This is a genomic window from Streptomyces sp. NPDC059582 (genome assembly GCF_042735715.1).
In the GTDB taxonomy this organism is placed as follows: domain Bacteria; phylum Actinomycetota; class Actinomycetes; order Streptomycetales; family Streptomycetaceae; genus Streptomyces.
Map to the genome: position 1 here is coordinate 19,303 of NZ_JBHWCC010000048.1, position 12,695 is coordinate 31,997.

General features: G+C 70.3%; 11 protein-coding genes and 1 tRNA gene. 9 read left to right on the forward strand and 3 right to left on the reverse strand.

Annotation, left to right across the window (positions count from 1 at the left end; genetic code table 11):
* Positions 1-326: 326 nt before the first annotated feature.
* The 8 genes from tdh (at position 327) to ACFV0T_RS32005 (ending at position 6,978) form a co-directional block, all read left to right on the forward strand.
* Positions 327-1,355, forward strand: a complete 1,029-nt coding sequence (gene tdh, locus ACFV0T_RS31970) for an L-threonine 3-dehydrogenase (RefSeq protein WP_385786773.1) — start codon at positions 327-329, stop codon at positions 1,353-1,355.
* 37 nt (positions 1,356-1,392) lie between these two features.
* Positions 1,393-2,592: a glycine C-acetyltransferase gene (locus tag ACFV0T_RS31975; protein WP_385786776.1), complete on the forward strand. Its 1,200-nt coding sequence runs from the start codon at positions 1,393-1,395 to the stop codon at positions 2,590-2,592.
* Positions 2,593-2,674: 82 nt separating this feature from the next.
* Positions 2,675-3,577: a LysR family transcriptional regulator gene (locus ACFV0T_RS31980; protein ID WP_385786779.1), complete on the forward strand. Its 903-nt coding sequence runs from the start codon at positions 2,675-2,677 to the stop codon at positions 3,575-3,577.
* Between the two features lie 151 nt (positions 3,578-3,728).
* Positions 3,729-4,340 (forward strand): helix-turn-helix domain-containing protein, encoded by a 612-nt coding sequence (locus ACFV0T_RS31985; RefSeq protein WP_385786782.1) that lies wholly within the window; start codon positions 3,729-3,731, stop codon positions 4,338-4,340.
* On the forward strand, positions 4,337-4,876 hold the full coding sequence (locus ACFV0T_RS31990; RefSeq protein WP_385786785.1) for a GNAT family N-acetyltransferase: 540 nt from the start codon (positions 4,337-4,339) through the stop codon (positions 4,874-4,876). Before ACFV0T_RS31985 ends, ACFV0T_RS31990 begins: the two co-directional genes overlap by 4 nt.
* Positions 4,877-4,906: 30 nt before the next feature.
* Entirely contained in the window at positions 4,907-5,269 is a 363-nt protein-coding gene (locus ACFV0T_RS31995) for an MmcQ/YjbR family DNA-binding protein (RefSeq protein ID WP_385786788.1), read from the forward strand.
* A 49-nt stretch (positions 5,270-5,318) separates the two neighbouring features.
* Entirely contained in the window at positions 5,319-6,674 is a 1,356-nt protein-coding gene (locus tag ACFV0T_RS32000) for an MFS transporter (protein WP_385786791.1), read from the forward strand.
* Between the two features lie 230 nt (positions 6,675-6,904).
* Positions 6,905-6,978: transfer RNA gene (locus ACFV0T_RS32005), tRNA-Pro, on the forward strand.
* Between the two features lie 426 nt (positions 6,979-7,404).
* Here ACFV0T_RS32005 and ACFV0T_RS32010 read toward each other — a convergent pair.
* Positions 7,405-7,977 carry a hypothetical protein gene (locus ACFV0T_RS32010; RefSeq protein ID WP_385786793.1) on the reverse strand — a complete coding sequence of 191 codons (573 nt, stop codon included), beginning with the start codon at positions 7,975-7,977 and terminating at the stop codon, positions 7,405-7,407.
* A 359-nt stretch (positions 7,978-8,336) separates the two neighbouring features.
* Entirely contained in the window at positions 8,337-10,004 is a 1,668-nt protein-coding gene (locus ACFV0T_RS32015; protein ID WP_385786796.1) for a DUF4157 domain-containing protein, read from the reverse strand.
* Between the two features lie 819 nt (positions 10,005-10,823).
* Here ACFV0T_RS32015 and ACFV0T_RS32020 point away from each other — a divergent pair.
* On the forward strand, positions 10,824-11,117 hold the full coding sequence (locus ACFV0T_RS32020) for a hypothetical protein (protein WP_385786799.1): 294 nt from the start codon (positions 10,824-10,826) through the stop codon (positions 11,115-11,117).
* Positions 11,118-11,249: 132 nt separating this feature from the next.
* On the opposite strand, the gene ACFV0T_RS32025 is transcribed toward ACFV0T_RS32020, so the two are convergent.
* Positions 11,250-12,644, reverse strand: coding sequence for a DUF6519 domain-containing protein (locus tag ACFV0T_RS32025; RefSeq protein ID WP_385786802.1), 1,395 nt, complete (start codon positions 12,642-12,644; stop codon positions 11,250-11,252).
* Positions 12,645-12,695: the final 51 nt, after the last annotated feature.

Consider the following 12,695-nt stretch of genomic DNA (forward strand, 5'->3'; position numbering starts at 1 on the left):
ACGATCGGGCCGACACGGGGACCGGGTCCGCCGACACCCCGGGACCGGGTCCGCCGACAAGGGGACTGGGCCGACAGGGGGACGCCGGGACTGGGCCGACAGGGGGACCGGACGGGTCCGGTGGACCGGGCCGACCGGGCAGCGGGGGCGTGCCGGTGCAGGCCGGACGGGCGGGCGTGAAGGAAAGCTGCGGTTCCGCTTAAGAAAACCTCGATGGCCAAGGGCCCCGCGATGCGGCAGATTGCTAGGCGATTCCACTCCTCTCCCCGGATACGGACGCCTTCGGCATTCCCGCGGCCGGGACCTCACCCACAGGAGCCGTAGCGTTGAAGGCGCTGGTCAAGGAGAAGGCGGAGCCCGGGCTGTGGCTCACGGACGTCCCGGAGCCCGTCGTCGGGCCCGGTGACGTACTGATCAAGGTCCTGCGGACCGGCATCTGCGGCACCGACCTGCACATCCAGGCCTGGGACGGCTGGGCGCAGCAGGCCATCCGCACCCCGCTCGTGGTCGGGCACGAGTTCGTCGGCGAGGTCGTCGGGACGGGCCGCGATGTCACCGACATCAAGCCCGGCGACCGGGTCAGCGGCGAGGGCCACCTGGTGTGCGGCAAGTGCCGCAACTGCCTGGCCGGACGCCGCCACCTGTGCCGGGCGACCGTCGGGCTCGGCGTCGGCCGCGACGGGGCCTTCGCCGAGTACGTCGCCCTGCCCGCGACCAACGTCTGGGTGCACCGCGTCCCGGTGGACCTCGACATCGCCGCGATCTTCGACCCGTTCGGCAACGCCGTGCACACCGCGCTGTCCTTCCCGCTGGTCGGCGAGGACGTACTGATCACCGGTGCCGGCCCGATCGGCCTGATGGCGGCGGCGGTGGCCCGGCACGCGGGCGCCCGTCACGTCATGGTGACGGACGTCAGCGAGGAGCGCCTGGAGCTCGCCCGCAAGATAGGCGTCAGCCTCGCGCTGAACGTCTCCGGAGCCACCATCGCCGACGGCCAGCGCACCCTCGGCCTGCGCGAGGGCTTCGACATCGGCCTGGAGATGTCCGGCCGCCCCGAGGCCATGCGCGACATGATCGCCAACATGACGCACGGCGGCCGGATCGCCATGCTCGGCCTGCCGTCCCAGGAGTTCCCGGTCGACTGGGCCCGGATCGTCACCTCGATGATCACCATCAAGGGCATCTACGGCCGTGAGATGTTCGAGACCTGGTACGCGATGTCGGTGCTGCTGGAGGGCGGCCTCGACCTCGCCCCCGTGATCACCGCCCGGTACGGCTACCGCGACTTCGAGGCGGCGTTCGCCGACGCGGCGAGCGGCCGTGGTGGCAAGGTCATCCTCGACTGGACCGTGTGACGTCCTTCCGGCGCAAGCATTCCTAGGAGCTTTCCCCATGTTCGACTCCGTGCGCGACGACCTGCGCGCCACCCTCGACGAGATCCGCGCCGCCGGTCTGCACAAGCCCGAGCGCGTGATCGGCACCCCGCAGTCCGCGACCGTGAGCGTCACCGCGGGCGGCCGTCCCGGCGAGGTCCTCAACTTCTGCGCGAACAACTACCTCGGCCTCGCCGACCACCCGGAGGTGGTCGGCGCCGCCCACGAGGCACTCGACCGCTGGGGTTACGGCATGGCCTCCGTGCGCTTCATCTGCGGCACGCAGGAGGTGCACAAGGAGCTGGAGGCGCGGCTGTCCGCGTTCCTCGGCCAGGAGGACACGATCCTGTACTCCTCCTGCTTCGACGCCAACGGCGGCGTCTTCGAGACGCTGCTCGGCTCCGAGGACGCGGTGATCTCCGACGCCCTCAACCACGCCTCGATCATCGACGGCATCCGCCTGTCCAAGGCCCGCCGCTTCCGCTACGCCAACCGCGACATGGCGGACCTGGAGCGGCAGTTGAAGGAGGCCGGTGAGAGCGGCGCGCGCCGCAAGCTCATCGTCACCGACGGCGTCTTCTCCATGGACGGCTATGTGGCGCCGCTGAGCGAGATCTGCGACCTCGCCGACCGGTACGACGCGATGGTCATGGTCGACGACTCCCACGCGGTCGGCTTCGTCGGCCCCGGTGGCCGTGGCACCCCCGAACTGCACGGCGTCATGGACCGCGTCGACATCATCACCGGCACTCTCGGCAAGGCCCTCGGCGGTGCCTCGGGCGGCTACGTCGCCGCCCGCGCCGAGATCGTCGCGCTGCTGCGCCAGCGCTCCCGTCCGTACCTCTTCTCCAACACCCTCGCCCCGGTGATCGCGGCGGCCTCCCTGAAGGTCCTCGACCTGCTGGAGTCGGCCGACGACCTGCGGATCCGGCTGGCCGAGACCACCGCGCTGTTCCGCCGCCGGATGACCGAGGAGGGCTTCGACGTCCTTCCCGGCGACCACGCCATCGCGCCGGTGATGATCGGCGACGCGTCCAGGGCGGCCCGCCTCGCGGAGCTGCTGCTGGAGCGCGGTGTGTACGTGATCGGCTTCTCGTACCCGGTCGTCCCGCAGGGCCAGGCCCGCATCCGCGTCCAGCTGTCCGCCGCGCACTCCACGGACGACGTGAACCGCGCGGTCGACGCCTTCGTGGCGGCCCGGGCCGAGCTGGAGGCCTGAGCCGACAGCGGGGCCGGGGCCAGGGCGAGCGGACGGGGGGCGCCCGAGCAGGGCCATAGGGGTCATTTGAGAGAATCGACCCATGATCGAAGCGCGGCGGCTCCACATCCTCCGTGCGGTGGCCGACCACCGTACGGTGACGGCGGCTGCCGCCGCGCTGTATCTCACCCCCTCGGCGGTCTCCCAGCAGCTCGCGGCGCTGGAGCAGGAGACGGGCCACCGCCTGGTGGAGCGAAGCGCCAAGGGCGTACGGCTGACCCCGGCCGGCGAGATCCTGCTCGGCCACACCAACATGGTCCTCGCCCAGCTGGAGCGGGCGGAGGCGGAGCTGGCCGCCTACGGCTCGGGTGCGGCCGGGACGGTCACCGTCGCCGCCTTCGCCACGGGCATCGCCGAGGTCGTCGCGCCCGCGCTGGCCCGCCTCGCCACGGCGGCGCCCGGCATCCGCATCCGGGTCCAGGACGCCGAGGGCGACGCCAGTCTTCCCATGGTCCTGGACCGGCAGGTCGACGTGGCCGTCGCCGTCGAGTACCGGGGCGCCCCCGCCGCCGACGACCCCCGGCTGACCCATGTCCCGCTGTACGCCGAGCCCTTCGACGCGGTCGTCCCGGTCACCCACCGGCTCGCCGACGCCGCCGAGGTCCCCCTCGCCGAGCTGGCCAAGGACCCCTGGATCGGCCCCTATCCCGGCAACCCCTGCCATGACGTGGTCGTCCTGGCCTGCGAGAACGCCGGCTTCCAGCCCCGCCTGGAGCACTCCTCGGACGACTTCCGCGCGGTGGTGGCGCTGGCCTCGGCCGACGCCGGGGTGGCCCTGGTCCCGCGATCGGCGCTGCGCGGCATGGACCTGACCGCGGTGGTGGTCCGCCCGGTCGACGGAGTGGCCCCCACCCGCCGCGTCTTCGCGGCCGTACGCCGGGGAGCCGAGGAGCACCCCCTCATCCGCCCGGTGCTGGACGCTCTGGGCGAGGCGGCCCAGCTCTGAGGCTTGGACGCGGTGGGCGAGGCGGCCCAGCTCTGAGACCTGGACGCGCTGGGCGAGACGGCCCGGCTCTGAGACCTGGACGCGCTGGGCGAGACGGCCCGGCTCCGAGGCCCGACCCTCTCCGTCCCGTATCCGGGATATGCTCCCTGATATGAAACGGGAGAGCGGTGGGATCGGCGTGCCCGGCGGGCAAGGGCCCGGCGACGAGCGCGACGTCGACGTCCGGCTCGGAGCCCGGCTGGCCGAACTGCGGGCCGAGCGCGGCTGGTCGCTGGGTGAGCTGGCGGAGCGCAGCGGGGTGAGCCGCTCGACCCTGTCCCGCGCCGAGCGGGCGGAGACCAGCGCGACCGCCGCGCTGCTCAACCGTCTGTGCGCCGTGTACGGGCGGACCATGTCCCAGCTGCTCAGCGAGGTGGAGGCGGAGCCCGCCCTGCTGGTCCGGGCCGCCGGACAGCCGGTCTGGGAGGATCGGGCCTCCGGGTTCGTGCGTCGGTCCGTGTCGCCGCCGCACGCCGGACTGCGGGGTGAACTGGTCGAGGGGCGGCTCGCCGCGGGCGCCGACATCGCCTACGACCGGCCGCCCGTGCCCGGCCTCGAACAGCACATCTGGGTGCTCGAAGGGTCCCTGGAGGTGACCGCCCAGGACATCTCCCACCGTCTCGACACCGGCGACTGCCTGCGCCTGCGGGTGTGGGGGCCGACCCGGTTCCGGTGCCCGGGTGCCGTGGACGCCCGCTACGTACTGGCGGTGGTGCTGCCGTGACCGCGACCGTGACCCGCCTCGACGCACCCCAAGTGCTCGCCGCCGCGGATGAGTTGGCGGAGCTGCTGGCCGACACCGTGCACGGCGGTGCGTCGATCGGCTTCCTCGCGCCGCTGGGCCGCGCCGAGGCCGTCGCCTGGTGGCGGCAGCGGGCCGCGGGCGTGGCCGCCGGGCAGCTCGCGGTGTGGGCGGCGCGGGGGGCGGGACGCGTGCTGGGCACCGTCACCCTGGCTTTCGCCGACAAGCCCAACAGCCGCCACCGGGCCGAGCTCGTCAAGCTGATGGTGCACCGCGACGCTCGCGGCCAGGGTCTCGGCCGCACGCTGCTGACGGCCGCCGAGACGGCGGCCGCCGCGGGCGGCATCACCCTCCTGCACCTCGACACGGAGACCGACAGTCCCGCCGAACACCTCTACCGCGCCACGGGCTGGACCAGGGCCGGGACGATCCCCGACTACGCGGCGAGCCCGGACGGGGTGCTGCGGCCGACCACCCTCTACTACAAGCACCTGGGCGGGGCGGTCGCCCCCGGGTGACTGTCGGTGGCAGCCGCTACCGTGCCCCTCATGCCGGATGCCGAAGACGTACGCCGTGTCGCCCTGTCCCTGCCGGACACCTCGGAGAAGGTCGCCTGGAACATGCCCACGTTCCGGGTCGCGGGGAAGATGTTCGCCACGCTGCCCGAGGACGAGACCTCCATCGCGGTGCGCTGCCCCAAGGAGGAGCGCGACGAACTGGTCCTGGCCGAGCCGGAGAAGTTCTGGATCGCCGACCACGAGGCGCAGTTCGCCTGGGTCAGGACCCGGCTCGCCGCGCTGGAGGACGAGGACGAACTGCACGACATCCTCGCCGACTCCTGGCGCCAGGCGGCCCCGCCCGGGCTGCTGGAGACGTACCCGCGACTGGGCCGCCCGACGGCGGACTCGTGACCGTCGACGATGTCGTCGGCGGGCGTCGCCATTGCCGGTGCCGCGTGGCATGATCCGTCGGCGGGAGCGGGGCCCGGGGGGCCCGCAGGTCGTCGGGGAGGGCGAGCGGGTGTACGGCAAGGTGCGGCCGGTCTGGTCGCGGGACTTCGCGTTGTTCTTCGTCGCCCGTGCCGTCGCCCGGCTCGGCGACACCATGCTGCCGGTCGCCCTCGCCGCGGGCCTCCTCCAGCACGGGTACGGCGCGGGCGCGGTCGGTCTCGCCATGGCCGCGACGGCCGCGGCCTTCGCCGGGCTCGTCGTCTTCGGCGGAGTCGTCGCCGACCGCTTCAGCACCCGCAGGCTCATGATCGGCGCCGACCTGGTGCGGCTGGGCACCCAGGCCCTGGCCGCCGCCCTGTTCTTCGCCGACCACGTGGTGCTCTGGGAGATCTGCGTGATCGGCTTCCTCAACGGCGTGGCGGGCGCCGTGTTCCAGCCGGGCGTCGCCAGTACCGTGCCCCGCCTGGCCACCGACATCCAGGGCGCGAACGGCGCCATACGCATCGCCGAGTCCGCCGCGCAGCTCGCCGGGCCCGCCCTGGCCGGAGTGCTCGTCGGCTTCGCCTCGCCGGGCGGGGTGTTCGCGGCCCATGCCGCCACCTACGCCGTGAGCGCCCTGTGCCTGCTGCTGATCCGCCTCCCCGCGCCCGCCCCGGGCGGCGCCGCGTCCGCGGCACACGGCCCCGGCACCTTCCGGACCGATCTCGTCGAGGGCTGGCGGGAGTTCCGGGCCCGCACCTGGCTGTGGGGCGTCATCGCCGTCTGGTGTCTGTACATGGTCGCCGTATGGGGCCCGACCGTGCCGCTGGTGGCGACGGAGGTGGTGCAGCAGCACGGCCCCCGCGCCTACGGCCTGATCAACTCCGCCCTCGGCGCAGGCACCGTCGTCGGCGGTCTGCTCGCCCTGCGGCTGCGACCCCGCCGGATGCTGCGCGCCGGAGCCGTCGCCCTGTTCGCCTTCGCCGGGTTCCCGGCCGCCGTCGGCGCCGGTCTCGGCATATCCGCCATGGCGCTCGGGGCGGCCGTCGCCGGGGCGGGCATGTCGTTCTGGGGCGTGATGTGGGCGACCAGCGTGCAGACCCAGGTCCCGTCCGACGTCCTCAACCGCATCCACGCGTACGACGTCGCCGGCTCCCTGGCGATGATGCCCGTCGGTCAGGCCCTGGCCGGGCCCGCCGCCTCGGCCCTCGGCGCGGACCAGGTGCTCCTCGCGGCCGGAGTGGTCAGTCTCGTCGTCCCCGTCGCCCTGCTCGCCGTGCCCGCGATCCGTGACCTGGTCCGCGCCGACGCCGTCAGGCCGGGCGCCCCGGCCGTCCCCGCGCCCGCCGCGGAACCGCGCCGCCCGTCGCCCTCCGAGCACGGCTGACCTCTCTCGTCACCCGTCATCAGCCCCATCGGACAGGACCAGTCCCGGTAGCCGTACGTGCGGCCGGCTTCCCCGGGGATCGCCTTGGGCATCGTCATCCGGACGATCGCTCAACCTCGACCAAACTTGAGGTCAAGAGGGCGCGAAGAAACGAGTGCGCGACCACCGACCTGAGTGCGGTATTGTTTCCATGCGCGTTCGGCCGGGGGAAACCCCAGGTCAGAAGGCACCGGGACGTGGCGCAGCTTGGTAGCGCACTTGACTGGGGGTCAAGGGGTCGCAGGTTCAAATCCTGTCGTCCCGACAGTTCGAACGTATCGAACGTCGCAGGTGAAGGGCCGTTTTCACAACGGCCCTTTTTCTGTTTCCGGATCCGCTCCCTGGGAGCAATGGGGGGGAGCCAAGCTCCCTCCCAGCCCGCTTAACGGATGGCTCCCACTTGGGCCGCTGCCCACATATTCGATTTCTTGCCCACGCGTTCACATCCGTATCCGTTTTGTGAGCGCCGGCTCCCCGTCGTTCGGGGGGCGATGTCGGTTGCAGTGCGCCTCGTACTCGCGCAGGGTGTGCCGCAGGTGGGCCTCGTTCCAGACCTAGTGCCGCAGCAGGCAACGTTCGCCCCGTCGCGACGCCCGGCACGCACTCCCGCCGCACCGGACGAAAGCCCGAGTACGCCCAGTACGAGGACTTCCGGCCGGCCCGCCGGGAGCACGCACCGGACGCCGCTCCTTCACGGGCGAACGTTGTCTGCCACGGCACTAGGTCCGGTCGAGGAGTTCGTGGCGGCAGGTCTGCACCGGATCTCGGCGTCGGCGAGCAGCGCGGGGTACTTCGCATCCCGGTCCCGGATCAGGAACCTCGCCTTCACGCCCGCTTCCTCCAGATCCATGAGCAGGTTCTTCATCGTCTGGGTGACCCAGGCGTGACCGGGAGGGGCGATGGTGCCCCCAGGTCGGGTTCTCGCGTGGCAGGCGCAGGAGCCGCAGACGGATCGAGCGGATGGTGCGCGGCCGTCCGACACGGTTCGGCTGGGGCTCCTCGGCGTGCCGCGTCGTGTCAGGTCCCGCTGCCAGCGCAGCACGGTGTCGGGTCGGACCAGCAGCCGAAGGCGCTTGAGTACGGTTCGTGGCAGTGGGGACAGCGGCGCCGCCAGGAGTGCGCGGTCCTTGGGCGCGCACCGTACCCGGTCTCGCTGCAGTCGGTGCTCCAGGACCGCGAGTTGGTGACGGAGCACCAGGATCTCGGCGTCCTTGTCACGGTCGCTCATCGGCAGCAGTCGGAGCGCGGTGAAGGCATTCGTCATCGAGAGGCAGGCCAGACCCAGCGGCACAGCTGATCATGATGCCGCAGGCCGCCAGCACCACTTGACCAGGGTGGACGACATTCTCAGCAGGCGCAGCGTCGCCACTGGTGGACCGACTCCTCGCTCACCTGTAACTCCGGGGCTATGCACGGGACTTTTGCGGCCTCCTCGAAGAAGTCAGCGGCACACATGCGTACCTCTTCGCGACGCTTGTGCTGCTCGGCGGTCAGCGGTTCGGATGCCGCATATGTCCGGATTACCAGCCAAGACGGGCCCTGTCACCAGGTCCGGCGAAGACCCAGACGCTATGACACCAAGGTCAGTAACGTCGCCCGCGGGCGGTCCCGGCCCTGTACGGCTCACAGCTTCACGGACGGATGCGGTTTGCTCCACTGGTAGTGCGACTGCCCCGAACAGTCACAGCACAGGCATCCGAAGATCGACCAATGGCCGGACTCACCGCGCACGGTGCAGTGGTATTCGATCGCGGGCGCTCCGTCGCAGTCGTCGATCCGGCCTGCCGGGATGCCCTTGCGGACAAGCTGGCACTGCCATACGGCGGTCATGGGACGTCCGGCGTTCCACAGGGCCTGTTGCAGGATCTCGTCGCGGGCCGCCTCACTGGTCGGGGGCGGCTCATCGCAGGCGATCGCACCGGGATTCTTGCTGAAGCAGTCCCGCCGGCGACGCTCGCGCTCCTGTGATACGGCGTCAGGGGCGGGGTCTTTCCCGGCGAGCCAGTCCCGGACGACCGCCGGGTCCGGGTCCGGCGTGGCGGAGAAGGAGCCCGACGCGTGGGACGACGGTTGTTCGCGCGAGGGTAGATGACAACCACCCACGCACAGCGCCAGGGGCGATTCGAGGATCACCAGCCCTCCGTTACGCAATTCGTTCTGGAACTGACCAAGACTCCACAAGGAATACGCACAGGCGACGCATACCGCGACGAGGGCCGCGATTCCGACGGCGGCTCCCAAAGCCGCCGCCGACGGCGCCGCGCCGGAGGCGGGCGGGGGAGCCGAGGGAGGCACGAGACGCAGCTGCGGTACGGGAGCGACCGGGCGGACGAGTGCGAGTGCGGGGACCGCCATCGCGAGGCCGGCCTCTACCACGCCCCGATTCCCGCCGCTGGAATTGGCGAGAGCGTAGAGCCTGTGGGTCTCTTCGGCCGTCAGGAGCCGCCAACACGCCATGGCGCCCAACTCCCGGCAGCGGCGTACGGCATCCGCGCGGTGGGCGTCACCCTTTCGGCGGTACTGGTCCTCGATTTCCTCCCCCCACTTCTCTCGGCCCACGCCTGCAGTTGGCGGGTTGCTGGTCCGGACCGTGGTGTGGAGTGGGGCAGCGGCGGGTTGCCGCTGGATGCGCCGCGGCCGCGTGCCGCCGTCCTGCTGGACGACGTGTGCCAGTTCGTGGGCCAGCAGGCGGGCACCTGCGGCTGTGCCCGGAGCGTAGCGTCCGCCAGCGAAGACGACGTGCGGTGCCACGGTGAACGCGGCAGCTGCGACATGCGCAGCGGCCCGATCCGCGTCGGTCCCGGTGTGGACGCGGACGTGAGCGAAGTCGTGTCCGAAGTGTTGTTCGAAAACGGTCCGGACTGGGGTTTCCAAGGGCTGTCCCGGGGAGTCGAAGACAGCGTCCACCGATGCTCGTGACCGGTCGGCCGTGGGCAGCAAGCCGGTGGCCTTGCGTTGCAGCCGCTCTGCGTCGTTTTCGTGGCGGCAGGGGACGGGGCCGCAGCCGCCGGGGCATCGTTGCAGCCGGGTCCCGACGCCGGACGCGGGACCGACGTGTTGCCCTGTCGCGGCCCGCTCCGCGAGTTCGTCCGCTTCGCGCTCGTCGGCATCGCCGGGCGCACTCACCGGCAATCCGGCGAACCGGGATGGTGCGGAGGCAACCTCACGCCGGGTCATTGCGCTGGGGCGGGGGGCGTGTGGGGGCAGCGTCACCTGCTGCCGTTCCTGCGGAGCCAATCGTTCGTGCACGTCATCACTACCCAAGGCCGCACCCGACGAGTCCTGCTTCATTCAGTAAACGTTCGCCGTTCCAGGTCGTCCAATGGGCGGGGAGTTCGCGGAGGCGGCGGGCTTGAGCAGGCGTCGACGGGGCCCGGCGGTAGAATCGTGATCATGAGACCGGCTGCGCGCCGCCGGTCTCAGTGTGTGGGCCAAACCAATACGTCGGTGTTCGATGAGCGCGGGGGTGCGAGGGTTGGGGGTGCTGGTCGACGTGCGCGATCTGCTTAGGGAGTTTGCGAGTCGTGACGTGGCATTTCGTCGAGCCGGTGCCGGAGACGCAGGTTCGGGGCACTCGGGTTGCGGCCCGTTGCGCCCCGCGTAAGCATCGTAGGTGTAGAACTTTAGTCGGAAAACCCCCGATGGCCTCTTAGGATACCTTTCCACTTCTTCAAGTGGCCCTTATGCATCCTATGTGAGGGCTTTCAATTCACCCTGTAGGCCTTCCGCTTGGGGAAGTCAAGTAGCGCCGATCGGTTTCTGTGCTTGAGTAAGTGAACTGGGTGCGTGTACAGGAGTGGGCGCATGGCGAGTGACTGGATATCGTGCGAAAACTGCGGTAGCCGACAAAGGAAATCGCCTGCGGTCAACACATGCGCACGTTGTGGTTCCCGATTCGACCTCACGGATTTGTTTGACGATAGGGTAAACCCTCCGCCGCCACCGCCACCGCCACCGCCGCCGCCGCCGCCGCCGCCACCTCCACCTCCTCCGCCACCACCCCCACCTCCTCCGCCACCACCCCCACCTCCGCCGAAATTGGAAATCGTGGAGGGGGCGGTCCGTGATGTCCAGACCCGAACGCAGCACGGGGGGAAAGATTCGGCAAGCGTGTTCGTCGTGAATTTTCGGGTAGAGGAATACGACGCTGCCCTCGATCAGGTGAGACTCGTGCCGATCGAGATGCAGGGGATCATATTCGAAGGCTCTGTGGCCAACGGTGACCGGGTTCGCGCGAGTGGCCGGATGAGATCCGGGACGCTGCGCGTGAAGAAACTGCACAACCTGACGACCGGCGCGGACGTCTCTGCCAAGTCGTATTCGAAAATCGGGTGCGCCATCTTCCTGGTCTTCGTTGTGTGCATGGCCGTGTTCATCATCGTGACGTCACGCATCCAACCGTGAGGCTCGATGAAGGGCGCCGACCGCGGGGCCACTGACCCACCCTTGGTAGCCGTAGCCGTAGCCGTAGCCGTAGCCGTAGCCGTAGCCGTAGCCGTAGCCGTAGCCGTAGCGGATGTGCGGGAGCTTCGGCGGTCACTGCCGTCGATGAGGGAACGGCACCCGCAGATCCACCATGGTGTACTCGGTGGCGTTCTGGGGCAGTACGACTGCCAGGGGTGCGTAGTGATAGTCGATGCCCTGTGGTCGTTTCGGCTGAGGTCGGCCATTGAGCCCTTTGGGCCACTCGACGTCACCGGTGACGACCCGGACCGGAATCGTCCAGTAGTCACCCCGGCGGTACTGCGGGGCTCGCTCGACGTCTCCCTCGAAGCGCACTTCGACGCCGTCCTCGAGCACCAGCCAGGTGCCCTCCCTGATCTGCTGGGTACCTTCGCTGTCCACACCCGTGTAGGTGTCGGTGTCCCCCCGCTCCCTGCCTGCCGCCCCGTGGTCCCAGCGGCGAAGCAGCGGGTGACGTCCGGGGACCGTTCCGGCGTCCGGTTGGTACGGATCTCGGGCCGGCTCGTGGTCGAGGACGACCTTGCGCCTGGCGTGGTCGATCTCCTTGATGGTGTAGAGGCGAGGGCATTCCTCCTCCCACGCGTCGGCGGCGGCCCGGCAGACGGAAGCGTCGTCGACGATCTCCACCACGTCGTCGATCTCGAGCCCCAGTTTGTCGTCCCGGCCCAGCGTCTCCAGCTCGATAGACGCACCGCTGACCGCCCTGATCGGCAGAGTCACCGAGCCGTTTTCCCGGGACCACTTGAACGTCGCGGTCTCGGCGTTTCCGCCCCGGTGCACCTCGACTCGGTAGAGCTGATTCTCCGGCCCGCGATATCCGGACTGGGGCGGCACGTCACAAGGCGTGCTGTTGCCCTCGGGGTTGCGGACGCGGGCGGAGAGCAGTGGGCGAGGCCTGAACCTTCGACCGATCTGATCGCGCAGGAACTGCGGTGCGGTTTTCATGTCGGGAATAAAGGATTCAGAGCCCAGATCCATCCAGCACAGCTGCCAGACCACCCGGGTCCGGACCGTCGTGTCCGGGCCGTGCAGCCCCAGAGCGACCTCGCGAATGCGGGGTGCTTCCACAGCCGTGACCATGCGCTCCCACACCCGCAGGTAGACCATGAAAGGACTGGTCGGGAGCCGGTCACGCTCCCGCCCTCGGTCGAGGTGCCCGTCCGGCTGGCTCCAGTAGTCGGTGCCATCGCATTCGCACAGGATTCCATCCACGTAGATCCTGCCCGGCGTCACGGTGAAGTTGCCTCCGTCGAACGTGTCGACGCAGAACCCACCGGCGCTGTGACCGGGACCGGAAGGAAACGCGACCGGCCCGAGCAGGTCGGCGGCCAGGGTGCGCATGTAGTGAAGCAGGATCGCTGTCTGCTCGTTGATCTCGGAGTCGAGCTGTACCCGGCCCTGCTGGGAAAGTACGGCCGAGAAGCGCTGGGCCGGGTCGAAGGTGACCCGGGAGAAGTCTCCCTGCATGCGGTTGTGCTCCCTGAGTGAACGAACGTGTACCTATTGGTTGGTGACGAC

Coding starts and splice junctions, on each gene's coding strand:
- ACFV0T_RS32000 (WP_385786791.1), top strand. CDS start 5,319: ATGATCCGTCGGCGGGAGCGGGGCCCGGGGGGCCCGCAGGTCGTCGGG.
- ACFV0T_RS31995 (WP_385786788.1), top strand. CDS start 4,907: ATGCCGGATGCCGAAGACGTACGCCGTGTCGCCCTGTCCCTGCCGGAC.
- ACFV0T_RS32010 (WP_385786793.1), bottom strand. CDS start 7,977: ATGACGAATGCCTTCACCGCGCTCCGACTGCTGCCGATGAGCGACCGT.
- ACFV0T_RS31980 (WP_385786779.1), top strand. CDS start 2,675: ATGATCGAAGCGCGGCGGCTCCACATCCTCCGTGCGGTGGCCGACCAC.
- ACFV0T_RS31985 (WP_385786782.1), top strand. CDS start 3,729: ATGAAACGGGAGAGCGGTGGGATCGGCGTGCCCGGCGGGCAAGGGCCC.
- ACFV0T_RS32015 (WP_385786796.1), bottom strand. CDS start 10,004: ATGAAGCAGGACTCGTCGGGTGCGGCCTTGGGTAGTGATGACGTGCAC.
- ACFV0T_RS32025 (WP_385786802.1), bottom strand. CDS start 12,644: ATGCAGGGAGACTTCTCCCGGGTCACCTTCGACCCGGCCCAGCGCTTC.
- ACFV0T_RS31975 (WP_385786776.1), top strand. CDS start 1,393: ATGTTCGACTCCGTGCGCGACGACCTGCGCGCCACCCTCGACGAGATC.